The following is a 24,279-nucleotide window of genomic DNA, read 5'->3' on the forward strand; positions in this document are numbered from 1 at the left end:
CTGTTTACCCCGGTAACATCGTGCTCCCAAAACGGATGGGCAGAGGGTGCCGCCTCAAACGCATCGGCCAATTCTGTACCGAGCTCTCGCATATCCACGTCGAGTACAGGGTTATCAACGATTCGTACCCGGCGCTCAGCACCTGGGACCGCCATCGAGAAAATAGGGCCTCGTTCTTTGCCCTTGGTAGACGCAGGTCTTGGTACACCCGCTTTGTCCATCATCCACGGTGCCACGCCATTGAGCCACTGGGCACCGGCATGCCCTTTGGCTTTTCGATCAACCAGCGCTACTTCCAGGCCAGCTCGCGCCATTGAGCCTGCTGCATGAGCTCCTGCTGGTCCCGCGCCCACAACGACAACATCAAACCTGTGAACTTGAATTTGCTCAGACATACGTTTTCCTTCTTGCTAGTTGAAGAGCTATTGGATTGAAGTCCAACAGGCAAGTGGCTCAGAGCCAGCCGTCAAGAGTTCCGGTTGCAACCACGCATTTTAAAACATCCGTTGCCGTAATAATCCCGACTAATGTATCGCCGGTTAGAATCGGAATACACCGAACACCATCATTGACCATCGCTTGAGCAATATCCCGCAGCTCTGTGTCATCCGTCGCCGTAATGATTCCAGTCTGCATCAATTGGCCCACGGGACTCGTCGGGGGCAAAGGAGTTTTAGTCGGAGAATCGAGCCGGTAGCCTCGTAAAAGATCGCGGTCGGTCAAGAGGCCAACCAAGTTTCCACCCTCATCAACAACCGGAAGATGCTTGAGACCCGCATCGCGTAGAAAATCTCTCACGCTGGCAATGGTGTGAACGGAGGAAACCGATCGGATAGGAGAAGTCATTATCTGGTTAGCCAAAACCACGGGCCGGGAGGATGAACCCCGTCGACCTGCTGCATAAGCCCTTGTGGCGCGCCTCCCGGCAACATTGGCCCCTGGCCCACCGCCGCCCCCGCCGCCGTTTTCGACTCGACGTTTGTCATTGATTCCAGCAACTTTGGACGGCTCAGCCCGATTCACCCGGGCGCTCTTGCGTTCAACTTCTGATGAAAGTCTGGTAATCGGCATGGCTTTCTTCTCCTCCTACATTGTAGCACATTTGTAGTTTTTACGCTCTTTCCTGCAAGGATATCGCTCCGAACTTTGGAGTTGGGCCCAGATCCTGATACAAAATCATGTGGAAACATTCTTCGTTTTTACGCAGAGTTAACCGAGGCGGGGGCATGAAGCTTCGTATACGTTTAGTAATTTGGCTCTTATTAGCAATCACCATAACCGGTGGATTCTCTTGGCTTGTCAGCACACAGGCCACCGAGAAGATGACGAGAGCATCCCTTGAAAAACGCACAGCCATCATCGGCCAGTCGATCCAGAGTACCTACGAGGTAGGTCAACTGGTGCAGGCTCAAGATGAGACAGGGCTGCAAGGCTTGATGAAGCGCTTTGTCACGATGGATCCGCAGGTAGACTACGTGATTCTCACTGACGGCAATCAACAAGTCGTTGGCTGGGCCGTCAATGGTAACCGCGCAGTGGAACTTGGCATCTCAACACCTGACGAGCGCCAAACCATTGCATCGAACTATTTTTCTGAAGACATCGACTACTCGGCGACGATGTTGGAGCACAGCGTTTCACTTTTATTCGAAGTTCTCGACAAAGCTCAGCCAAGCCCTGAACCAGTTGTCGATGCCGAGGCAGATGCAACGGCAATTGTTCCAGAGCAAGAAGCTGCTCCGGAGCCGGGGCGGACGCGTAATGTTCAGGCCAATCTTTTCATCTCATACTCCCCATTTGCCGGGCATGTATTCGACGATGCGAGCAATCAAATTGCGCTCTTGTCCATGCTGCCCTGTCTACTTTTGTTGGGCATTCTTTTACTCACGTATTCCACCAGCTTCACGAGTAGACTCGACTTTCTTCGCCTCTACTCTCTTGGCTTAGCCGGGGGTGACCTAACACAGCCCTTCACCGAGCGGGGTAGCCGCGAGTTTAACGAAGTCGGCAAAGCCATGAACTTGGTGAGGCGAAATTTCAAAAAGTCGATTGCTAATGCCCAAGGTGCATCACGCGAGTTTGAAAACGCGGCAAGGCGCGTGGAAGAATCAAGCGGTAAAATCACTGAGGACGCGATCGAGCAGAGCCATGCGATTCGCCAAACGGTTTCTACAATTGAAGCCATGGCCAGCAGCTCCACCAGTGTGCAAAACCAAATCGGTGAAGCAACCCGGGCAGTCAACGACAGTACCGAGCGGCTTCAAGGTATTCGGCGCTCTATCGAGAATATTCTCGGCTCCATGCAGATGTTGAGTAAATCGGTGGACCAAACGCGGCGTCACCTGGAAGGTAACATCTCGATTCTTGGGGAAGTTGACCGCGCTGTTAACCAGCTCCAAGAGACAGCCACGGGTACTGTAACGGCCACGGCTGAGATCGCCGACAACATCCGTAACGTGGACTCCAATACGCAAACGGCACTTCGAATGTCTACGGAAGCAGCTACCAAGGCTGAATCCGGCGTGGAGGCCTTCAAAGAGTCTATGGCTGCTATCCAACGCATCCGTACCAACTCCGACGAATCGGCCAACTCCATTCGGTTCCTCTCTGAAAAGACAGAGTCTATCGAGCACATTCTTGATGTTATCGATGACATTTCAAACCGTACTCGACTCCTGAGTTTGAACGCTTCGATTATTGCCTCGCATGCCGGTGAAGCTGGCCGAGGCTTTATGATTGTAGCGGACGAAATCAAAGATCTCGCCTCTAGAACAGCCGGCAGTACCCGTGAAATCGCGAAGATCATCAACGAGGTTCGCGATGGATCCGAAGGTGCGATTGAGGTTGTTGAACGCGGGGTTCGCGCCGTTAACGAAGGCGTGAAGCGTGCTGAGTTTGCCGGTGAGGTCTTGAGCCAAATCGTGGCATCAACCAACCAAACAGGTAACCTCGTTGAACGGATTTCAAGCGCAATGAACCGCCAAGCTGCTGGTACCAAGCAGGTTAGCAACGCCATGCGTGAAGTTCACTCAGTTGTTGTTCGGGTTCGAGAAGTTGTGGGTACGCAGAAGAATGAAAGCCGCGACCTGGAAGCATCCATTCGTACGATGCGTATTCAGATGAGCCGCGCAACAGCGACAGCTAAGCAGCAGATGAGCGTTATCCAGGAAGCAATCAAAGCCATTAGCTTTATCTTCCAGCAGATTCAGTTGATTTCAAACTTCAACACAGACCAAGTTCGAAACCAGCAGAGCGTTTCTAAAGCTGTTGATAAGCTCAAGCACCTCTCAGACTTGCACCATGCAAGTGCAGATAACCTATCCATGGCAGTGGAGCAGTCCAACCGCCAATCTAAGCTTGTTCGAGACGGCTTAAAGTCATTTCGTCTCTAAGCTGAACTTCCGGCTTTCCTGCTTCCCTAGACCAAGCTTCTCTTAAACAATGACATCACTTCCGCCGAGTCTTTTGCTTCACGAAGCTGAGTGAGCAGCGTCGTTTCCAGAATCAATCTAGATATCGTAGAAATAAGAAGTAGATGGTTATGACGGTGCTCAGCAGGGCCGATTGTACAAAAGACAATATCAATGGGCGCACCATCGTGGGCATTGTAAGCCATAGGCTCTTTGAGAACTTCGATGAACAAGTGGGTATGCAGTAAACCAGGCACGGTCGCATGTGGCATCGCAACCCCATGGCCTACACCTGTGTTGCCCGCCGCCTCTCGCTCGCTTAAACCCAAGAGAACTTTTCCTGTATCCGCCTCTTCCACGAGCTCGCCGCACCGCTTCGCCAGTGATTCAAAAAGATTCAACTTTTCTTGAACCTCAGAGTGCAGCACGATCCCCGGCGCGCTGATGTGATCCATAAAGACAAATGGCGGCAATGGCTCAGGCTTAGCTTTAGGTCCAACCCGGGGAGACTTCAGTAAGAGAGCACAACAAACAGACTGCTCCGTTAAAATGTCTTCTGTTGTTTTGAGAAAGACGTTTCGCAATGAACTGTGCGGACGTGCGCCCAGGACAAATAGGTCAAAGTGCTCCGTTGTCTCCACATAAGCGTCAACCTCAGATTGACCACGAAGAATCAGCACGTCACTCGGGGTCTCGCATAAGCTTTGCACCTGGTCGAGGTAATCACCCACGTACTGCTTCTCTGTCGTGCTTGCATTGTCATGGACAAAATAAACAAAAGTGACGGATGCCTCGTAGTAGCGGGCCAAGTGATGCGTGGCTTCCGCAACGACTTGGTCCAACGGGCCTGGCTCAGCAAGCACCATGATACGGCGAATATTGCGAATGCCTTCGTCTTTAAAAATGGCCAAGTCATTGGGCAAATGGTTGTAAAGCCAGCCGAGCGGATTGAAGAACCGAAACGGCTTATAGCTCATGACCAACCACTCACAGTGCATCTGCAAACTCAAATCATGGAGGCTCGCAACCGTATCGTGCGAAACAATGGGGTCGAACTTCACATCAACTTGGTCCGTCTCACGCATCGCCAAAACGCGCCTACGCATGGAGACCACTCTCGGCTCCTCGTCGAGAACCTCATCGAGAGCTGTCTGATTTGGTACCTCAGTGATGTGAACGACCTCGACTCGCTTACCACCCGATAAAGCAGTACCTATCTCCGTGAGCTTTTCTACACTTCGCTCGCGGTCAATCAGAGCCACAAATGCAGCAGCATCTTCAGTCATAACGCTGCCAACTTCTTGAACCTTCGTATCAAGAAGAGGGGGCGATAAGTCGCCGCGCTTGCCCATCTTGGAGAGGACACCCCGGTCTGTGGTGCGCTTGCGACCATAAATACCGTAGAGCAAAACACCTAAGGTGCTGATCACCACCAAGGCATAAACAGCCATCATGCCCATGGCAAACAAGAGCCCGAGGCATACAACAATTCCAAAGATTTGGATGCCAGGATAAAGCGGCGACCAATATGTAGGCCGATACCAACCAGCCTTCGACTCTCGAATAATCAGTTGCGAAATAATACATGAAAGATAAGCCAATACTTTAAACGCGCTGGCCAGTTTCACAATCTTGGTGATGTCGAGAAAACTAATGGTCACCCCCATCACCATCCCAGTAATGATAATCGACCAAACAGGGGTTAGGTAGTCCTTATGAAGTTCACCAAAGGCAGGCGGCAAGAGCTGGTCCCGGCTCATCGCAAAAGGAAATCGCGAAGAGGCTAATAGTCCAGCATTAGACATACTGCACATTGTAAGAACGGCCACAAAAGCTACAAAGACGCCAACTCCAGGGCCACCAACCGCAACCGCCAGAGAGTAAATCGGCCGAATATCTTTACTTAAAGACTCAGTAGGCAAGACCATCGAGAGGACCAAGACCGCAAGACAATAAATTCCGGTCACAATAAGTAAAGAAAGCAAAATACCGCGAGGCAGGTTTTTGCCAGGATTACTCACCTCACCGGCGATAGCACCGACCTTGGTCACACCTGCATAGGCAACAAACACAAAACCAACGGTTTCCGCAAAACCCATAGGGCCATTTGGTAAAAATGGAGAAAGTCTGGATGCATCGGCATGTGGAATCGCAAAAACGATAAGAACGCCCAACGTGATCATACTGATCGCGACGACCACGCTCTGGGCTTTACTAACTTTCTTCACACCCATGATGTTCATGCCAACAATGAACACGAGGAAAACCAAGCTCACCATTAAAATGGGCAGCTCCGGGGCAACCATTTCGAGATAAGCACCAAAGCCCATCAAGGCAAATGCACTCTTGAGAAGCAGTGAGGCCCACAGACCCAAGCCCATGGTCGTTCCAATCAAAGGTCCGAAAGCTTGCATAATATAGACGTATGCGCCGCCCGAACGTGGAATCGCACTGCCAAGCTCAGCCTTTGATAAAGCTGCCGGTAAGACACAAAGGGCAACCGCGGCGTACGCAAGCCAGGCCGATCCACCAGTCATAGAGACGGCGAGACCTGGTAAAACGAATACACCACTGCCTAACATTGCACTGATGCTGATGGTTACAACGCCCGCAAGTCCCAGCCGCCTCTCAAGTGTCTTCATTATTTCTCCGAATTCAATGACTGCTCTGAGTATCTTGCTCATTACGAACAAGCAGGCTATTCGCGAGCAAAACGCTCTAGATCTTCGCTTAGCTCTGGTACACTAGTACAGTTAAGCCACGAGCATCACAAACGATACAAAGAGACTTCCCATGCGAATTTGTTTTCGGGACCTGGAAATCAGCCTTCAAGAGGCCATCACACCCGAGCCTGCCCTTGTAAAGAAGGTGGAATCTCTGGCTCACGCCTCTGGGGTGGTGTCTGATTTAATCATTACCCGTAGAATTTTAGACGTCAGGCGCAATCGGCCACGCTATCTCTATGTTGTAGAATGTGAAGTTCCAGAAGCCATTGGTCAAAAAGCCATTGAGAAAGAGATCGCATTTGCGCCGAAAAGCCTGATGTTCAGCCGCTTTAAGCTCTCCCAAGCACCAGCTGGTCCGGCTCCTGTGGTTGTTGGTGCGGGTCCCGCCGGACTTCTTTGCGCGCTGAACCTAGCCGAGGCCGGTCTCAAACCGCTGATCATCGAGCGCGGTAAAGATGTCCAGCGCCGCGGCAAGGATATTAGTAAACTCTACGGCAAGGGCATTTTAGACCCCGAATCCAATGTCTGCTTCGGTGAAGGAGGCGCTGGTACCTACTCGGACGGTAAACTCTACACCCGCGTCAATGATCCCAGATTTCGTAGACTTCTCGAGTCCTTCGTTCGACATGGTGCGAATCCCGATATTTTGATCAACAACCGTCCCCATATTGGTACAGACAAGCTGGTCAAACTTCTCATCTCCATGCGAGAGCACCTCACCAACCTGGGAGCCACTTTTCTCTTTGATACCCGGGTTGAGGACTTCACGGTCAAAAATGACCAAATTCAAGGTGTGGTGACTTCAGCTGGTGACCCAATTGACAGCAAGCACGTTTTTGTAGCGACCGGCCACTCCGCCAGAACCGTTTGGGAAAAGCTAGAACAACGAGGCGCACAACTCGAATGCCGGCCCTTCTCACTGGGTTTTAGAGTCGAGCACCCACAACCACTGATCAATCAGATTCGCTATGGGCATGAAGCAGACAACGAACTTTTACCGGCCGCCGATTACAAATTGGTCCACAACCAGAAGCAGGCCGATGCCCGAGGAGTCTACTCCTTTTGTATGTGCCCAGGCGGTGTAGTTGTTACCACACCAACTCGCCCCGGCGCCCTCTGTATCAACGGAATGAGCCACGCCGCCCGGTCTGGAAAATACGCCAACAGCGCACTCGTTGTGACTGTGACCCCAGAAGACTTTGAAAAAGCTGGGTTTACGGGCACATTTGCCGGTGCCGACTTTCAGGAACAAATCGAGCAAGAGGCCTACAACGCTGGCAACGGTGAATTCGTAGCGCCCAGTAGCCGAGTCACCGACTTTTTGGACGGCAAAACCAGCCAAGATCTTCCTGCCACCAGCTACCGCAGAGGTCTTACGCCCTTTCCTATCCAAAAGCTCTATCCACAACCCGTCATCGAGGCACTCAAACAAGGCCTCACGCGCTTTAATGGAAAAATGCGCGGGTTTATTACCGAAGAGGCCAAGCTCATCGGGGTCGAGACTCGAACCGCTTCACCAGTTCGGGTCATGCGAGACCACCAGAGCCGCGAAGCCGCAGGGATTTCGGGCCTTTATCCAATGGGTGAAGGTATGGGCTATGGCGGCGGGATCGCCAGCGCAGCCATTGACGGAATGCGTTCCGCAGATGCCTGCCTTGAATCCTTGGGCGCTGAAGAAGAACAAATCCACAGCAAATAGCTCCCAGCGTTTAGCCGAACTCCAGATTGTGCTAATTTTTAAGCAATGGGAGCCAAACTTCGAATCATCGGCGGAAAGAATGCCGGTATCAGCTACCAACTGGTGGACTCAATCACCACGATGGGTCGCTCTCCGAGCTGCCACGTCGTCATCCCCGAAGAAGCGGCCAGCCGCCAGCATGCAGAAATTATGTCGACCCCAGAGGGCTATCTTTTAGTCGACTTGCAGAGCCGCAATGGAACTTCCATCAACGGTTTTGCAATCGAAGGTCAAACACTCCTTCGAGATGGAGACCGAGTCAGCATCTGCAGTACGACCATGGAGTTTCAATCCGGACCCACCACGAGTGATTTGATGATGCTCGAGGAGCCTATCTCTGGTCCTGATACAGTGGATAGCACGGTATTAAGCCGCATCGATGCTATGCAAAGTGCTGAGAACCTCGCACGTTTCCAGCCTGAGGCAAAACTCCGAGCGATTCTCGAACTCAACGAAGCCATTGGTCAGACGATTCACATCGATGACCTCTTGCCTAAAATTCTCGACTCGCTGATGAAACTTTTTACCGAAGCGGACCGGGCGATACTCGTCTTGATGGACGAACAAGAAGCGCTTTACGTCCACTCGATTTATCACCGAGATCCAAACGACCACTCCATTGAATTTAGCCGAACTGTTATCAACACCGCCATTTCAGAAAAGCAAGCCATCTTAAGCGCCGACGCTTCCACCGATGCTCGCTTTGCAACCAGTGAAACGATGGTTGATATGCGTACTCGCAGTGTGATGTGCGCACCTCTGCTTGCCACCGGCGGTGAAGGTTTTGGTGTTATTCAAATTGAGACACAAGACTTTGAAAAATCTCTTACCGAAGAAGATCTACAGGTCCTCACAAGCCTCACAGCCGTATCTGCAATGGCTATCGAAAAAGCCGATATGTATGAGCAAGGCTTGCAACAAAAGAAGGTAGAGCAAGAGTTAAGCTTTGCTCGCGAAGTACAACAAGGCTTCCTTCCTTTTGCTCTGCCTCATATCGACAATTTTTCAACGTGGGCATTTTATGAACCTGCCGGCCATGTAGGAGGAGACTTCTACGATGTGGTGGAGCTTCCCAACGGAAACTTTGCTCTGATGGTTGCTGATGTATCGGGTAAGGGTGTGCCGGCAGCACTGATGATGGCAAGAGCTTCGAGTGAGGCTAAAGTTGGATTGGCCAGTTCTCCGGGAGATCTTGGGCACGCGATGAATTATATCAACATCGCAATGTGTGCGGCCCGTCTTCCTGGGCGCTTTGTAACCATGGTTGTGTGTATCCTAGATCCCAATAAGCGCCGTGTCACCATGGCAACCGCTGGGCATATGTCACCGCTGGTACGTCGCAACTCAGGTAAGCTCGAAGAACCCATCACCGAGGACAATGGCGGAATTCCAATTGGAGTCAGTAGCAGCTGGGAATTTGATGTAACCAGTGTCACTTTGCAACCGGGCGAGCGTATTGTGCTCTACACCGATGGTATTACCGAAGCGATGAACGAACACGATGAGATGTACAGTGACGAGAGACTCTCAGAGTGTGTAAAAAATGCGGAGGCCGATTTACCCACGGCAGACCTCGGTAAACGAATCATTGATGATGTTCACATTCACATCGGCAATGGCGTCCAACACGATGATATCACTCTCTTAGTTTTTGGCTGCGACAGCTAAACTTTCTCTAAGTAAAAACTGCAATTATTTGCCGGCATGCGAACCATCTCGCCGGCTTTAAAGCCTTGCTCCTGCGCGAGTTCCAGAACTGCGTCATACTCACGAATACCGGCTCCAGGAATCGTTGCTTTTAAACGCTCATCAAACTGGGCATTGCTTGGTTCTAGCGCAGTACCTTTAATCTGCCAGGGGCCATAAAAGAAGAGGCGTCCTCCAGGCTTGAGCAGGCCGCCCGCACCTTCAACAAGGCTTACAACTCCCTCGTAACAAACGATATGAGCCACATTCATGGCAAAGATGAAGTCTGGACTGAAGCCCCTGGCACTGCCTTGACTCCAAGAGGCATCCAACAAGTTTACATGCAGGGGTGTCTTTAGATTGCTCTGCCATTCATCTTCGCGCCACTGCTCGATACTTGGAAGATACTCTTCAACATCGCTCGGCTGCCAAACAAGGTGGGGCAGATGCTCAGCGAAATAACATGCGTGTTGTCCTGGCCCACTGCCTATCTCAAGAACTCGGTGATACCCCTGTGTCCAGTTCTGAAGAAGTTGCAAAACAGGATCTCGGTTGCGCTCAAATGCTGGTGAATACCTTTTCACTGCTTAACCTCTACGGGTTTGATTCTTAAAACTTCTGCAACTTCCTGACCGGGCTCGCCATCAAACCAAACCGTGACATGAAGGCCATCGAGTTCTACAAAATAAAGCCGGTCGGAGCAGATGTCTCGGCGGTAACGTGAACGCGGCTCTGCTGCTAAAAGCTGCGCAAGCACCGATAAAAACGCTTCACTCGTAGGCAAGAGAGTACCGGTTAAGCGCTCATCCGCCAGCGTTGTCTCCAGCGCTTGGGCCGCCTTGGCAGAAACAGCGACCTCTAACCCATGTTCATATATAGATGGCGTCTGAGCCCAATCCGGTAGCAGCACCTTCGGCCGGTGCTCTTCATAATCTGCTTGCAGTCGGGTCGGCTCATCCCAGGTAGGAATATAAGGCTTCACATCCAATACGGGCGTGCCGCTCACCAAATCCACACCTTCGAAAGTAAGTGTCTCTCCTTCGATGCTTTCAAGTTTTACCAAACTTAAACCGATGGGAACGGGCCGGTGAGGGCTTCGTGTCGCAAAAAGACCGAGCTTTTCGCCTGCGAGCCTTGGCGGCGCTATCTTGCTTTTCACGGTTCCTCGCGCCTTTTCTTCTCCCAAAGAATCTTGAGCATGGCGGTCGAGGTGAAACACAAAGATCAGCCACACGTGAGAAAATCCTTCGAGCCCTTCAAGGCTAAAAGCCGGATTATTCAGATGGCTTGAGGTGAGCGTTAAGGTGGCTTTTGCACTTGGGGCAAGTCCCGCTTGGCGAGGCGTTCCATTGCGTGCCTGAAAGCAGCTTTTTAAATAGCCTATTGGCTCAAAGCTATATGGTTCTTGCGCGTTCATACAGACGTGGGCTTAATGGGTGGCCCTTCGGAATGCAACACACTCGGCCTTAATTTTTAGTGATCAATTCAGTAGGCTCCAGAAGCCATTGGAAATTATCGATGACAACCAATGAATCATAAGCTGAATCTCCTGTGTCCCAAATATGAAAACTAAGTGTTATCTCTTCGCCCGGAACGACCGGTGCCGTCGTCGTTAACCAGCCTGTAGCTCCGGCGTCACTGATGTTTTCCGTAAATGCCTGAAGATCTTGAGAGCCATCCGGGCAGGCACCGAGAGCTGTCTCGCACTGATTGGTCTCCATGTTACAACTCAGTGAATCCGCGCAACCATCTTGGTCCAAGTCGGGAGCCAAGAGATAGCTCGTCATTGGATCTCCACAAGTCAGCGCATTACACGTGGTAAAGAAGGCATTGTTAACGGACACGGGGTTGCCTGCCGCATCAAAGGATATATTTTTATCATCAGGAATTGCCGGGTGTTCGCTGCTTAAAAGAGCGAGAAAGAAATCATTAAACTGCGTACAGAGATAGAGCGGAAACTCGTACGTAAAGAACCGAAATTGAAACTTAATGCCTTGAGCATTGGTCGGTACGCGAATGCGCGCACTGAGCTGGACCGTATCGTGAAACGTGGATTGTGAAACAGGACATGCATCGGTCGTCTCCAACGCATAATTATGAGCTTCCAAATACCCTGCCGGGCCTAAGTCCTGTGAATCACCATCACTCATATTCGATGTATAACCGGGGTCGCCTACACCTCTTGCATCTCCTGATGAAAGAACTGCCAATGTGGTGTGACTCATCGGTGGCATTCTGCCCTCTCCCAGGCCCTCCAAAACTCCTGACTGATAATCAAGCGGGCTGCCCTCACCACTTGCCTGGGTAAGCTCTACATCCATCACTCCCCAAATGTCCGGATGACCTTCCGTGAACTGACAAAGGTCCATGGCCATCATCAGATCTTCACCCGTCACCGCCTCCGTAATCATCATTGAGCTACAGTCGGAGGCCACTTCATTATCGGTTGTGCCATCGCAGTCGTCATCCAAACCATTGCCAGCCACATCAAAAGCACCTGGGTTTACAAGAGCGGGTGCCAGTGCACAATGAGTGGCTGGATCGTCACAACAATCACCATCACAAACAGACCAACCGTCGCCGTCAACATCTTGGGTCTCATCAAGTTCACCGTCGCAGTCCTCATCGATGCCATTGGGCTCACAAAGTTCCTCAGTGGGAAGTACCTGACCGGCGCAGGCGCTCCACCCCGTGCCTACACAAGTTTCCACTCCGCCCACGCAAGCTCCAACGTTTTGGGTAACCACCGGTCCGTGATAGCAGGGCCTCTGGGATCCTGTCTCACAAGAGCACTCGCCTTGGGTTTCACAGCCATTCTCCGCAAGTCCATCACAATCTTGAAAGCCTTCATCACACACGCACGCATCATCGACGCAGCTCTGATGTTCTCCGCAGGAGGTGCAATCATTTACATCCGAGCTGGCTGATTCTTCATTTAACGAATCCACATCATCCGAAGCGGATGGGTTGGCTGAATCACTGGATCCTATTTGCGTATCGTGGCCTGTTCCCGCCTCTGCACAGGCCACCAAGTGCCCCGCTGCGACGAGAGCTACGACCGTCATGAAAACGCAACACGCCGGGCAAGCGCTAAAACTTTTCATCATGTTTCCTCTCCGTGTGTGAACATGGCTGTGTTCCACGAATGCTTCGGAATCCCCCCGAGCAGGTGGCGAAAGCTAACAACCCTAAAACCAGGCGGCCAGGGTGAAAAGATATGCTTTGAAGCAAAAAAAAACGCCTCCTAAAAGAGACGCTTTTCAAAAATTATCAAAACAGGACAAGGCTTTTAATTCGGAATAACCGCATCACCTAATCTATCCCATTCGAAAAATAAGTGGTCACCGGCCGAGCAGCCAAAGTCTACTGCCACACCATCAGGAGTGGTCAGCTGATAACTGGCATCTACATTCAAATAGGCTTCCTCCGGCGCAGTGTCTTCATCGTCGTTAAAAACTTCATGGTACGGGTTCCAGACCTCGGACAAAACGGCGCCAAGTACACTGGAAGGATCTTGATTAAATTGACTCTCAAACTGAGAGTCACGGCGTTGTCAGCCGGTTGTAAGTTCGGGCGGCGTATAGGATGCTGTAAACGAACACCTCGCCGGTTTCCAAAAATGGGAACGCTCTTTCGTCTCCTGGTAAATCCCGCCTTCATTCAGCGCGATTCCCCCTGTGATGACCAACCGGCAATCATCATCTTCGTAAATCTCATACCAGCGATCACCCATGATGGTTTTGGTTCGCTTGGTTAGATAGTTGAAATCGTGCCATTCCACCGGCTCGTGCAGCCCATCATAAAGAGGGGTTCTTCCCGTGGTCTCACACAAAGGCCCGCGCACTTCGTACACGCCATCTTCAATGGGCGATGCATCCGAAAGCTCAACATCTGCCGGTAAACTGCTGGGTGTAGAGGGAGTTTGCTCGGTTTCACCACCCTCGCCAGCCTGTGTGCTGCCACAAGCTACGAGACCAGCCAATCCGGTCAAAACAATAGGTATTCTAAGGAACTGGAACATGGGCGTTCTCCTTCGAACGAAATTCTAACAACTCGTAAAAGCCTCGGTAAGGGCAAATGAAAGTGAAATGTACTTATTTTTTAAGCCGCAGCGCGTCCATAAAGCTCAGATATAGTGACCGGTTTAAGGCCTTTTTGCCGCAGTCCATCGAGCACCCGGGCCAACGCATCATAATTCCACTCGCGAAAACCACGCTCAGGCATATGTAAAAGCACAATCGACCCATCTTCTACGTAGCGAAGAATGAAATCTGCCAGATAGCGCGCATCGGGTATATGGGGATCATTGGCGTAGCAGTCGACCATGATGTTGATCAGGCCATATCTTTCGAGCACACGCTTCATGACAGCGCTTAATTTGCCGTGGGGAGCCCGAAACCAAGGGGTCCGAAAACCTTGAAGCGCCTCAATCGACTCACCGGTCTTCTCAAGGGCTGCCTCAAAACCGAACTCTGACATTTTATCGTAAGGCTTATCGGCAACGCAGTGATTTCCCATTTCATGGCCATCGCTTAAAAGCTCTTTAATCGACGGGTCATCGATGAACCGAAAACCTTGGAGCATGGCGAAGAAAGTTGCCTTGGCCTCGGTACGTTGCAGCAGGGCGCGAACATCTCCCATCATCGAAGACGGCGCTCTATCCGGCGAGCAAAAAGCATCATCAATGGTGAGGCCAACATAGCCCTGAACACCTGGATGTTTCTTCACATCGAAAAAACTAATGGAGGGTGCTGGAAACAAAGCCTTCATAATCCGGCGCGGACCGATACGGCCCTGGAGTGACCAGATTGCTTTACGCATGCGAAGCGCTCGCCCAGAAACGTCTTCTGGAACAAATGGGTTCATTGCCGCTGCCATCAGAGTCTAAAAGTATGACAGCCCGAGCATGCAGCGCAACAGATTCCAGCCTTAAACGAGAGCACCCTCACTTTTAGCATCTAAATCAATCTTGTCACCGTGCATCCCAAGAGCATTAACCATCAAGTTTTCTCGGCCAGCCAAACTGGTCAAGGCTAGAATGGTCGGCATAAATCTAAAACGGTGCGTGCGGCCAAGCTCAACAAAAAATCTTCGCTGTGCATCTTCGCTCGCATCGGCCGCCAGGGAATCTTTGTGCAGCATAAAACTTTGAGCTGCCTCCAGGGCGTCGATATCGACAAAAAGGTCGCGTCCCGTAAGTGCTGTGTACTGGCGCGAGACATAATCATCGCTCACCATGATTGCTCCCGGCTCACCGCTCATGGCGTCTTGTAGGTCTCGGTATTCACCGGCATACTCCAAAGCCGTTTCAAATTCTTGCGCCGACAGGTTTTCAAGACCTTCAAGTCTTGGATTGAATTTGGCACAACCACGAAAAATAGCTCGTCTTGCCTCATCTGAAGAGCTGCGCACCACCTGCTCCACGCCGTCTTGTGAGAAATACAGATCTGCATCCACCTGGGTATTGTCATCAGAGGTGAACCAACGAAAGATATTCCACGAATCATCTACTTCATGGCGCGTAGCGTGTTCATAATCGACGTTTAAAGCCTTCGCGAACCGAAAGAGGCTATCAACCTCGTCATCATGAGTGACGCGATCCTCGTTTGAGTAAAGTAGGTTGTAGAAAGTGGTCTCGCTTTTTGTTTGCGTATCGTATGCTGTAACCGCACCCCATTTAATATTCTCATAACCACTTATGAAATTACCACCGGTCATCGAGAGTTCATGGCCGCGCACAAGCTCAACCACCTCACCATCACGCCTCACTTCTTTCATCCGTTCTGCTTCTAAAGCCCGGGAAAGTAAAATCTTATATCCAGCTACATCAAAATTAGTCTTGGAGTCATACTCGCTTAGGTTGTCTGTACTCCGATAAGACTCGACAAAATGACCAGGCCCTTGGCTTAGAGCTTCCGCATGATCGAGATTTAAAGTCAGCAGAGAGTGATAAGCATTGAGTCCTGTCTCACTTTGAGTATCCACCACAAATCGGGCTAGCTGATTCGATGCGTGGTGGTTTGAGTTATTAAAAGCTAACGCCGTCTTCTCGTGAGCTGACCACCAAGCCTTAAGTTTCTTTTCGCCTTGTTTCGTAGCAACCGCACCAAGATTATCGTCTCCCCATTTTTTGAGCGCTTCTTCTTGATAATTTAAGGATGCCTGAAGAGATGCGGCCAAAGTTGTTTTTTGCTGAGTGTCTTGTTCAACAGTCACTTCCAATCGGCCCACACCGGGCAACCGTTTGATTCGTACTTTTATATTTCCCTGCCACGTTCCGGATGCGCCCGCTTCGGCCCGGACACCCGACTTTAAGACTTCTCCAATCTTCGTGGCGTGTGCTTTCAAGCCGCCTTGACCGGATAGTTTTGCATGGCCCACAATTTCAAACTCAGCGCCTGGCTCCATTGCCAGGAGTTCGCTTTGAGTCGTTGGCAGCACCAAGCTACCAGCGGTGATGTGGGCGGATAGGTCGTCAGCGAGCTTAGCACTGATGGGCGTTACAACGCGGTAAGAAAGCAGACCCTCACCACTGAAGCCAAAGTCGCCCTGAGCAACCCACTGCATGGGGAATTTTGCGCCAGACTTCGCGCCCACCTCCAACACTCCTTTGACGTCCAGCCAAGCGACACTCGAGCCATCTTGACTTAAGCGTTCGGTGGTCTGCCTGCGAATGGGGTCGTCTTGAATAGCTTTGGACTCAGCCTTCATCAGTTTCTCTTCAAGCTTTACCGCCGTGGTTAGATATTCACCAATTTGTACTTTCTGTTTCCAAGCATGTGGCTTGAAGAGTTCACCGGTTATTTCGCTGGGTGTTATGCTAAAATTTTCAGGGCTGCGTGCATAGCTTGCGCCCGCTGCTCCCAAAAGAGTACCCGCCACCGCCCAGCCCGGGATCCGATAGGAACTTGAATCGGGGTTTGGTGAAGTTGGTAATCCCGGCAGCGCGGTCGCTGTACTTCGCACTCGGCCGGCCACATAGGCATCGTCTACAAAATACCGCGGTGATGGGGATACCGGCACTGCCCTGGGTGGTAAACGCGTTGATAAATCAGTGAATCGCGGCATGTGGGAGACCGGAAAACCGGCACGCAAAGGTATCGATGGCATAGTAAGCCTCCAATATTGTCTATTGATATTCGTAGTGTTGAGAGCCCCAAACCAAAAGGAAAGAGGCTTTCAATCATTATCGTCTTAAAAAAAAAGAAGTTGCTAAACAATCTCTAAGAAGGGTTTGCCAGACAAAGAGAGATCTCCAAACAGGCCTTTGGACTCGGCTGGGAGTAAATAGTGATATCCTGGGATCTATCTGAACCCTCTTTGATCTCGCGCCAGATCTCACTCGGCAATGCGACCGGTCGTTTAAAGTAGCCCATCATTTGCATTGGCCCCGGCTCAGACCGGGAGGCAGGCTCATGGACGGCCCAAGCAAAAGTCCACATGCCGTGAATAATCGCTCGCTTAAACCCAAACGGTTTAGCCATCCAGGCCCGCTGGTGAATCGGATTGTAATCACCGGCTATGCGCGCGTAACGCCTACCCAAATCTTCGGGTACCGAGATGGTATCGCCTGGTTGAGCATTTAAGTTCGGCGGGGCAATAGGTGAAGATGCTCGAGCGGTGCTTGAAGTTTTTTTCTGCTTCATCACGAGTGCTGTAGCCACCGACTCCCAGACCAGTCTCGTGTCTTGAAAAACGCGGGTACTTATATCGAAGAGGCGGCCGCGGCGATGGGGGTGCCAATTCTCTAAGCAGACCCGAACGTCAAATGGGCCATCATCCACACGCAATGGTTTGAGGACATCAATGCGATTACTCACATGAACAATACCCATCGGGTTGTAGGGAAAGCAGCGGTGCGCCAGTACCTCGAGGTGGGTACCGGCCAATGCCACCTGTGGATAGGTCGGTGGCAGTATCTCTGAGTGTCGCCAACCCGGGCAGATCTCTAAGAAACTTTCTAAGTGCGCTCGTTCTGGCTGCCAAACCTCATCGAGAACTATCGGAAGGGGCACCTCGTCGTCGGCAACTTTAACCCGGTCCCAGCGAAGCATCTTCGCGTGTGACACTATTTTAGACCAAGTTTTCGTCATCGATTTTTATCCAACTCAATCAGCCCTTAGAACGCGGAGCATTTGTTGTACCAACCCCTTGGGCCAGAGTACACTTTAGCCATGATTCAATCACGAAGCATTTCACTTTTCTTCATTTTACTAAGCCTTACTTTCTTGGGCCTCCTTGCTGGATGCAATTCCCAGCCGGAGCTTACGCCCGAGCAAAAACATCAAGCGAAAATGAAGAATGAGCGCGACCAATTTGAGAAGATGCAGGCCTGGGTCGACGAGAGTTCGAAACGAGAAAAAAGAGCCAGTACCCTTCAAGGGTTTTTGAAAAAAGATTTATGCAAGGCACTCACCCTGGGTCAGCGGTTTGATAAACTCAAAACGCAAGAGACGGTCTCACATAACCTAAGCGCCCACCCCCAATTGCCGCTTGGACAACCAGAACAACCGATGGGAATTAAGCACCTGAATACAGGAGTGGTTGCCTCGGTGAGTGCGAAAGAATTTACCGGCGCGCTTCGCGACCACTTTAAGATGTTTGGTTTGATAAAGATCTGTGATGTCCACACTCACTTCTATGAACCTCAAGGCGCACAGGAAGTCATCCAGACGACTCTTAATTTGTCGGGCTTTGATATTCTTGGCCATGTACTTGAAGAGCACCTTACACTCGAGCTTGCTTTCGATTCGAAAAACAACCTCAATCGCTTCCAAATCCTGGAGGGTTATCTTGTAGATAGCCCGCAAGAGCTTTTTAGCGACATCACGGAGTCCATTGTTGGCAGCGGGAAATTTGATGAAGAGGGGTTTTCTCCTTTAAAACTTGGCGCTGCCGGTAACCTGGACTTTGGCGGCTTAAGCACCGTAGACGTGAACCGCGATGGATTACTCGATATCTATGTGGCCCGAAGCGGTCCCAATCTTCTCTATATGCAAAACCCAGATGGGAGCTTTTCTGAAGAAGCAAGCAAGCTGGGTGTGGCCGACGCAGGAAACAGCCGAGGCGTTGTGTTTGCGGACTTTGACGGCGATGGGGATTTAGACCTGCTCGTTGCCAATATGACACTCACCCCGGAAACGGCTTGGCCAGTGCAGTCTTATCGCCAAGGAGAAGATGGTATCTTCGTACGCAACACCATCGAGGCATTTCAGGGTAAGTCCTTCGTGTCTCAATATACCCATATCGCGGTGATAGATGTTGATGGCGATAAGGATCTCGACGCGTTCATTGGCGGTTATGGAAACTCTATGAAAGAGCCTGCCAACCACATTGTAGAGGCAAACAATGGCCGTGAGAACCTGCTTCTCATCAACAATGGGAAAGGCGTGTTTAGCGAGGAGGCTCAAACGAGAGGCCTTGGCGGAACCGACTGGAGCTACGCAGCGGCATTTGCGGATGTAAATGGCGACAACGCGCCTGACCTCTATGTAGCCAACGACTGGGGCATCAACCGGTTTTATATTAACGATGGTCAAGGAACCTTTAGAGAGTCTGCCAGCGAGTACAATCTGGCCCACCCGGGCGCGGGGATGGGCGTGATTTGGACCGATGTGGATGGCAACGGAGCACTGGACCTTTATGTATCCAATATGTTCTCCAATGCAGGAAACCGCATCGTCCCTTTTGCTGAGCGTCAGTCTCCCGAAGTGAAAAATGCTTTGCTCGCATCAGCTGGCGGGAACAATCTTTTTCTAAACCCCAAACCGGGCGCGCAAAACGATGCAACAAGTGCCTACCAGCTTCGCGATGGCGGCTGGGCGTGGGGCGCCATTGCTTTTGATTACGATTTAGATGGCGACGAGGACATCTACCAAACCAACGGCTACTACACGGGCACCCGAACCAAAGATTTGTGAAGCCTTTACTGGCGGCAGGTTGTCGTCCGAATCCCGCAAAAATCTGGTGAAAAAGTAGACATCGATGCGCTCGCTCCCAAAGAGGACAGGCTCTTTCGAAAAGACAAAGACTATAAATATTTCTTTGGCGGCGGCTCTCAGCGAACCGGCGGCGATCAGGCTCAAAGCTTTTCCGGAAGAGAAATCAACCGGCTCTTTACCCGCGAACAAGACAGATTCATCTACACTCATTTTGCGGCAGGGTTGGGTTTTAATTTTGACGCCCGCACCGTGGTGGCGGCCGACTTCGATAGAGATGGTGACCCCGATCTTGTAATTCGCAATTTACAAACACAAAGCCTTCAAGTGCTGCGCAACGATTTAAAAACCAGTCGCGGGGCGCTCACCGTGAAGCTTAAGCAAAAAGGTCAAAACCCGGATGCCATTGGATCCTTGGTCACCCTTCAATGTGGTACGAAGCAGCAAGTGCGCCAGATCACGGCCGGCCACTCCTTCTTGGCACAAAGCCCCTTTGAGGCTCAGTTTGGTTTAGGCGAGTGCAGCTCTCCCATTACGGTTTCAGTAAAATGGCCAAGTGGCATAGGCGTAACCTACCAAGGCATTGAAGCGAACCAGCTTGTGACCATCGACCGCGATTCCGGGCCCACGAGCACGCCGCTTAACCGTTCTGAGCCGCTTGTAAGTACACTTGTCGATCAGGCCAAGCACATGACCTTTAAACGCCCTGCCGGCAAAGATGAGGCGCTCGTAAGAGTGGGTGATAAGAGAAAAGTCATCGTCAACATCTGGGCGCCCTGGTGCACCGCTTGTAAAAAAGAAATCCCCGCTCTCAAAACCTGGGCAAAGGCCAATGAGAAAACACACCGTGTCATCTACATGTCGTTTCAAATGGACGAGCTAGAGGTTGTGCAAACCACTGCTAAAACTCTTGGCATCGATACCGTGATTGGAACGCCGGAGTTTTTTGAACGCTACTTACCTGAATCGGCCGTGGAGATTCCGGTCAGCCTGGTGTTAAGTTCACAAGGCGCACCTTTAAGGCAGTTCTTCGGAGCCAACTTTGATTGGTCCGGTCTTCAGTAAAAGCTAAGTCCATCCGTCAGGTCAGTGTTTAGTCACGCAATCCAACTTAACATTTATGCTTACACTCGGCGCCAGTTGCCTTCTGCCAACCCTCGATAGAAGCCCGCCTTAGAGTGTCGGTGCTTTGAACATCCTGCCTCGCTAAAAAACCAAAAGTCCCGCCGAGGTGACCTTCGTCATTCCCGGCGGGGCGCTGGCTAAGCTCTCATGCGGAGAGTGGTCTATTGGTTCAAACTAACTTCTTATGGTTGAGCACAGTGAGTTTGGTCAGAACCTTTGCTGCTTGCGCTGATGCCCATTGGGTCAGCCAAGTCGTATTCTTGATTCTCACCGCTGTACCTGTTCCAGAATCGCTGTCCCCAGCGAAACGTACGTTCCAAAAATAAGTGCTCGCTGAAATCTTAGAACGATAAATAAAGTTCAATCTTCACAAGCCCCTAGGGGGCACGCACTGGCTCAGCGGCTTTTAAATGCGAAGATTTTGACTCATGGGAAAAGTGACATTTGGACCAAACGAATAGGAATTATGAATCGGTCGGGTCAAAACTCTCTTCTCAACCTGAGACAAATCGATGACTCTCGCATTAAAATGACTTACGAAAGAGTCTCATCAAAAACAAAAAAGCGCATACAAATGATGCGCTCCTACCCAAAAACCAAAAGCCCCGCCGGGGTGACTTTCGTCATTCCCGGCGGGGCGCTGGCTAACCTAAGCTCTCATATGGAGAGTGGCTCTATTTGTTCAAACTAACTTCTTATTGTTGAGCACAGTGAGTCTGGTCAGAACCTTTGCTACTTGCGCTGATACCCATTGGGTCAGCAATGTAGTGTTCCTGATTCTCACCTGCATACTTGTTCCAGTATCGGTGTCCCCAGCGATATGAAGTGCTTCGGCAGCTGCCCCACCAGTTACGGCTGGTACATACTGTGTCACGTCCCAAACAAGGCCATGGTGTGTAGCCCCAGAATGTTACGCCAATCGCTGCGTTCGACAACCAGTGAACTGAAGAGCTCGACGAGTCATAGATTTTCTTATCGCAACCGCAAAGAAGTGTTGATGATGTATGACCTACTTGGCCTCTGTTATCGCAGTGATCGTGTCGACGACAGGCTGCATCGTTACAGTGCGCTGGAGGCACGTTATCAGTGTGTAAATCACCAGGTCCACACCAGTTGGTTCCTGGGCAAGAGAAGAGACCGTTATCGGTATAATACTGGCTGTTCTCAGGTGGTTGAATCACTGTGATTTGTGCATAGCAGGTGTCGTCTACATCTGGACGGCCTTCTTCCGAGCAACCTTCGGTCTTTTCACCGGTGTCACACTCGAACTGCGAAACTAGGTTTTGGAGTTCCCAGTCGGCACAAACTTCAAATGCCACTTCACATGCCATCAGTTCGTCTGAGTTAAGGATTGTAGATAGTGCATAATCGCAGCGGTCGTTCAGGTCGACGCGGTCAATTTCTGGAGCTTCTTCTCCAGAACAACCGATTAGACCAAAACTGCCTGCTAAACACACAGTTAAAAATAATGTTGAGATACGTTTCATGGCTGCTCCCCCTTGTAAAATATGAGTGCCAGTTCGCTCAGCACTTAAAAGGTAAGCAACGTACGTGCCAAAGAGGGGTGCTAAATCACGAGAAGATAAAGCCTCCATTTATCGTAATATATTCAACCACTTATATAGGTCGCGCTTGTTTCCGAAGATTTTCAAAAATTCAACTTCATTATTAAAATGAAATTTGGTTGAAAAGAGAACGAATTATGAATCAAAAAATTCATAATATTGGTAACTTTGAGTCATATTCTTCGCCAACATTCAGCTTTCGGAGTGTCGCAACGCATTAAAAAGATCCTAAAATCCAATAGATAGATCAACTCGGCGCCGTATGGAGCTAAAATCCTATACATTATTAGGTAAGTTATGAATTTTGGATGATCTCGATCTATATGTTCGCGCTAGTCCAGCTGAACATCAATTTTCACACTTTTACCGCGTCGCTTGACCACAACACTCATCACGGATTCATCAGATACGCCTTGGAGTAAGTCCATAGCCTTGGCCGGGTCATCGAAGGTTTTACCGTTTACAGTTTTAACAATGTCAAAGCTTCGTAAGCCCATGCCATAGAGGAGCGTGTCCTTCTTTAACTTCTCGAGCCTGAAGCCGTGGCCACCCTCTCCCGCCTTTTTTCTAGCCATGCCGGCTGCATACTCGGACCACATCCCGGGGCTGTCTTCGCCGGGCTTGCTCGCCTTCTTATCGTGGGTGAGTTTAGTAAATTGCAGAAGTACTGCCTCAGCCTCTTCAGAAATTTCAGTTTCGGTCGGTTCAAATCTCCGGCCAGCCTGACGCGGCGTTTCTTCAGTGGGGCCTTTCGGCGCCTCTTTAAAACGGTGTCCTTTGGCAATACATCGCTGCAATCCGCTCCGCGTCTTGAGGAGCACCGAAAGACTTGAAATGCCAACCAGCGTGACTCCTGGCATCACCCTATTCTTGCCCTTGTTGATACTAAACGAACCGTTGTGTTTATTTTCACGGTTATAAATCATCGCAATCGACCACTCCGGAACCTCCTCGGCCACCAAAGTCGCTCTTACATCAATCGGAAGGTCACATGATCCTACAACCGGCTCGGCGGCAGAGGTGACGACAGACCAGCCCAAAACCGTAAAAAAACAGGCTGAGAATATATACCAATTGCGTGAAGATGTTCGAATCATCGGGCTCCCTCTTACTATGGTGATGTGAGGCGGCGGTGCAGTCAAGTGCAAGCCCGAGAAGTTGCACCGAAGTGCCTTCAGATTATATCAATAGGGACAGCAATGGTGGATCCCTCGCAGGGTTTAACCAACAGGTCCTACGAACTAAACTTCTGATTCAGAAAAGATAAGCGCTATGAAAAATATCCTATCTCAACATTTCATGATTCTCTTAGCACTCTGCCTACTGGTCGGTTCAGGATGCACGAGCGGTAAGTCTAAGAATGAGATTGATATCGGTAAACTGACCTGTAAGCCCAAAGCACAACTTGAACAAAATTTAGGCTATGCCAAAGAATTGGCCGAACATTATTGTACCGCGGCTCTAAGTGAGCTCGCGCCCAAAAAACCTGATGGCGTTGAAGACCTCGTTAAAATTGAAAACAAGTATCCTGCACTGCCAAATTACGCCGCTTATCCCGACATCGACGTCCTGCAATACACCTCTCGAAGACTGGCTCTTATTTCAAAGTGTGTTCACAAAAAATGTCTTAGCGCCGCAAACAATAAAAAGCTCGTCTGCCGCGGAGCCGATGGCACCGACTGCGCAGACCCTAAAGCAACTTACTTCGCCGACGCACTGATTGGAGCCGCAGAAGGCTGTAAGATGCCACACTATTTCACACGAAGAATGCTCAGCAGCCTGCAGTCTCTTTATGAGACGCGAGAGAAAAAAGAACTGGCCGTTTGCGAATCAGCCGGGAAATCTGAAGCACCTCATATTGCTATGTTCCTCGGGGAGCACCACGACCAATGCTCCCTTACTGAAAGCAGCTGTGACGAGGGTATGCACTGTGCGTATTTTACTGGCGGTAATCGATGCCTCGAATCTCCTCAGGAAGAAGACCTAGATAAGGTTACTCAAGTAGGACAGGCTTGTACCACCTCTCGAGTATGCGTACCGGGTACTGCATGCTTTTCTCAACTTGGTAATCCTCCCGTTTGTACGCGGATC

General features: G+C 50.6%; 20 protein-coding genes. 6 read left to right on the forward strand and 14 right to left on the reverse strand.

The window, feature by feature from the left end; genetic code table 11:
- Together HOK28_01330 and HOK28_01335 are read right to left on the reverse strand one after the other, a co-directional pair.
- The coding region (locus tag HOK28_01330) for an FAD-dependent oxidoreductase (protein MBT6431700.1) at positions 1-395 on the reverse strand (395 nt) is incomplete at its 3' end.
- Positions 396-453: 58 nt separating this feature from the next.
- Positions 454-1,071, reverse strand: a complete 618-nt coding sequence (locus HOK28_01335; GenBank protein ID MBT6431701.1) for a CBS domain-containing protein — start codon at positions 1,069-1,071, stop codon at positions 454-456.
- 155 nt (positions 1,072-1,226) lie between these two features.
- Here HOK28_01335 and HOK28_01340 point away from each other — a divergent pair, with 155 nt between their 5' ends.
- Entirely contained in the window at positions 1,227-3,392 is a 2,166-nt protein-coding gene (locus HOK28_01340; GenBank protein MBT6431702.1) for a hypothetical protein, read from the forward strand.
- 26 nt (positions 3,393-3,418) lie between these two features.
- Here the strand turns inward: HOK28_01340 and HOK28_01345 are convergent, their stop codons facing one another.
- Positions 3,419-6,052, reverse strand: a complete 2,634-nt coding sequence (locus HOK28_01345) for an amino acid permease (GenBank protein ID MBT6431703.1) — start codon at positions 6,050-6,052, stop codon at positions 3,419-3,421.
- Between the two features lie 151 nt (positions 6,053-6,203).
- Between HOK28_01345 and HOK28_01350 the strand changes: the two genes are divergently transcribed.
- Both HOK28_01350 and HOK28_01355 read left to right on the forward strand, forming a co-directional pair.
- Positions 6,204-7,835 carry an FAD-binding protein gene (locus HOK28_01350; GenBank protein MBT6431704.1) on the forward strand — a complete coding sequence of 544 codons (1,632 nt, stop codon included), beginning with the start codon at positions 6,204-6,206 and terminating at the stop codon, positions 7,833-7,835.
- Positions 7,836-7,880: 45 nt separating this feature from the next.
- Positions 7,881-9,542: a SpoIIE family protein phosphatase gene (locus tag HOK28_01355; GenBank protein ID MBT6431705.1), complete on the forward strand. Its 1,662-nt coding sequence runs from the start codon at positions 7,881-7,883 to the stop codon at positions 9,540-9,542.
- Here the strand turns inward: HOK28_01355 and HOK28_01360 are convergent.
- From HOK28_01360 to HOK28_01395, 8 genes are all read right to left on the reverse strand, one after another.
- The gene (locus HOK28_01360) at positions 9,539-10,144 is read right to left on the reverse strand and encodes a DUF938 domain-containing protein (protein MBT6431706.1); all 606 of its coding nucleotides are present in this window, start codon (positions 10,142-10,144) and stop codon (positions 9,539-9,541) included. The genes HOK28_01355 and HOK28_01360 overlap by 4 nt on opposite strands.
- On the reverse strand, positions 10,141-10,977 hold the full coding sequence (tsaA, locus tag HOK28_01365) for a tRNA (N6-threonylcarbamoyladenosine(37)-N6)-methyltransferase TrmO (protein ID MBT6431707.1): 837 nt from the start codon (positions 10,975-10,977) through the stop codon (positions 10,141-10,143). Before tsaA ends, HOK28_01360 begins: the two co-directional genes overlap by 4 nt.
- 49 nt (positions 10,978-11,026) lie before the next feature.
- Positions 11,027-12,667 (reverse strand): hypothetical protein, encoded by a 1,641-nt coding sequence (locus tag HOK28_01370; GenBank protein MBT6431708.1) that lies wholly within the window; start codon positions 12,665-12,667, stop codon positions 11,027-11,029.
- Positions 12,668-12,849: 182 nt separating this feature from the next.
- A complete protein-coding gene (locus tag HOK28_01375) occupies positions 12,850-13,047 on the reverse strand; it encodes a hypothetical protein (protein MBT6431709.1) in 198 nt (65 codons plus the stop codon).
- A 66-nt stretch (positions 13,048-13,113) separates the two neighbouring features.
- The gene (locus tag HOK28_01380) at positions 13,114-13,581 is read right to left on the reverse strand and encodes a hypothetical protein (protein ID MBT6431710.1); all 468 of its coding nucleotides are present in this window, start codon (positions 13,579-13,581) and stop codon (positions 13,114-13,116) included.
- Positions 13,582-13,661: 80 nt separating this feature from the next.
- Complete coding sequence (locus HOK28_01385) at positions 13,662-14,426, reverse strand: polysaccharide deacetylase family protein (protein ID MBT6431711.1); 765 nt, start codon at positions 14,424-14,426, stop codon at positions 13,662-13,664.
- A 63-nt stretch (positions 14,427-14,489) separates the two neighbouring features.
- Complete coding sequence (locus tag HOK28_01390) at positions 14,490-16,670, reverse strand: hypothetical protein (GenBank protein MBT6431712.1); 2,181 nt, start codon at positions 16,668-16,670, stop codon at positions 14,490-14,492.
- A 113-nt stretch (positions 16,671-16,783) separates the two neighbouring features.
- The gene (locus HOK28_01395) at positions 16,784-17,653 is read right to left on the reverse strand and encodes a hypothetical protein (protein MBT6431713.1); all 870 of its coding nucleotides are present in this window, start codon (positions 17,651-17,653) and stop codon (positions 16,784-16,786) included.
- Between the two features lie 45 nt (positions 17,654-17,698).
- Between HOK28_01395 and HOK28_01400 the strand changes: the two genes are divergently transcribed.
- Complete coding sequence (locus tag HOK28_01400) at positions 17,699-19,480, forward strand: VCBS repeat-containing protein (GenBank protein ID MBT6431714.1); 1,782 nt, start codon at positions 17,699-17,701, stop codon at positions 19,478-19,480.
- Here HOK28_01400 and HOK28_01405 read toward each other — a convergent pair.
- The gene (locus HOK28_01405; GenBank protein ID MBT6431715.1) at positions 19,412-19,711 is read right to left on the reverse strand and encodes a hypothetical protein; all 300 of its coding nucleotides are present in this window, start codon (positions 19,709-19,711) and stop codon (positions 19,412-19,414) included. The genes HOK28_01400 and HOK28_01405 overlap by 69 nt on opposite strands.
- Positions 19,712-19,723: 12 nt before the next feature.
- On the opposite strand from HOK28_01405, the gene HOK28_01410 reads away from it, so the two are divergent.
- Positions 19,724-20,563, forward strand: a complete 840-nt coding sequence (locus tag HOK28_01410; GenBank protein ID MBT6431716.1) for a redoxin domain-containing protein — start codon at positions 19,724-19,726, stop codon at positions 20,561-20,563.
- Between the two features lie 755 nt (positions 20,564-21,318).
- Here HOK28_01410 and HOK28_01415 read toward each other — a convergent pair.
- The gene (locus HOK28_01415) at positions 21,319-22,110 is read right to left on the reverse strand and encodes a hypothetical protein (protein MBT6431717.1); all 792 of its coding nucleotides are present in this window, start codon (positions 22,108-22,110) and stop codon (positions 21,319-21,321) included.
- Between the two features lie 410 nt (positions 22,111-22,520).
- Positions 22,521-23,285, reverse strand: coding sequence for a hypothetical protein (locus HOK28_01420; protein MBT6431718.1), 765 nt, complete (start codon positions 23,283-23,285; stop codon positions 22,521-22,523).
- A 175-nt stretch (positions 23,286-23,460) separates the two neighbouring features.
- On the opposite strand from HOK28_01420, the gene HOK28_01425 reads away from it, so the two are divergent.
- Positions 23,461-24,279: hypothetical protein (locus tag HOK28_01425; protein ID MBT6431719.1), on the forward strand; the 819-nt coding region annotated here is incomplete at its 3' end.

Source organism: Deltaproteobacteria bacterium, assembly GCA_018668695.1.
Lineage (GTDB): Bacteria > Myxococcota > XYA12-FULL-58-9 > XYA12-FULL-58-9 > JABJBS01 > JABJBS01.

Excerpts from the sequence above, each read along its gene's own strand:
- HOK28_01385 (MBT6431711.1), bottom strand. The coding sequence starts at position 14,426 with ATGAACCCATTTGTTCCAGAAGACGTTTCTGGGCGAGCGCTTCGCATG.
- HOK28_01350 (MBT6431704.1), top strand. The coding sequence starts at position 6,204 with ATGCGAATTTGTTTTCGGGACCTGGAAATCAGCCTTCAAGAGGCCATC.
- HOK28_01340 (MBT6431702.1), top strand. The coding sequence starts at position 1,227 with ATGAAGCTTCGTATACGTTTAGTAATTTGGCTCTTATTAGCAATCACC.
- HOK28_01405 (MBT6431715.1), bottom strand. The coding sequence starts at position 19,711 with ATGAGTGTAGATGAATCTGTCTTGTTCGCGGGTAAAGAGCCGGTTGAT.
- HOK28_01335 (MBT6431701.1), bottom strand. The coding sequence starts at position 1,071 with ATGCCGATTACCAGACTTTCATCAGAAGTTGAACGCAAGAGCGCCCGG.
- HOK28_01395 (MBT6431713.1), bottom strand. The coding sequence starts at position 17,653 with ATGACGAAAACTTGGTCTAAAATAGTGTCACACGCGAAGATGCTTCGC.
- tsaA (MBT6431707.1), bottom strand. The coding sequence starts at position 10,977 with ATGAACGCGCAAGAACCATATAGCTTTGAGCCAATAGGCTATTTAAAA.
- HOK28_01345 (MBT6431703.1), bottom strand. The coding sequence starts at position 6,052 with ATGAAGACACTTGAGAGGCGGCTGGGACTTGCGGGCGTTGTAACCATC.
- HOK28_01355 (MBT6431705.1), top strand. The coding sequence starts at position 7,881 with ATGGGAGCCAAACTTCGAATCATCGGCGGAAAGAATGCCGGTATCAGC.
- HOK28_01420 (MBT6431718.1), bottom strand. The coding sequence starts at position 23,285 with ATGATTCGAACATCTTCACGCAATTGGTATATATTCTCAGCCTGTTTT.
- HOK28_01380 (MBT6431710.1), bottom strand. The coding sequence starts at position 13,581 with ATGTTCCAGTTCCTTAGAATACCTATTGTTTTGACCGGATTGGCTGGT.
- HOK28_01370 (MBT6431708.1), bottom strand. The coding sequence starts at position 12,667 with ATGATGAAAAGTTTTAGCGCTTGCCCGGCGTGTTGCGTTTTCATGACG.
- HOK28_01390 (MBT6431712.1), bottom strand. The coding sequence starts at position 16,670 with ATGCCATCGATACCTTTGCGTGCCGGTTTTCCGGTCTCCCACATGCCG.
- HOK28_01415 (MBT6431717.1), bottom strand. The coding sequence starts at position 22,110 with ATGAAACGTATCTCAACATTATTTTTAACTGTGTGTTTAGCAGGCAGT.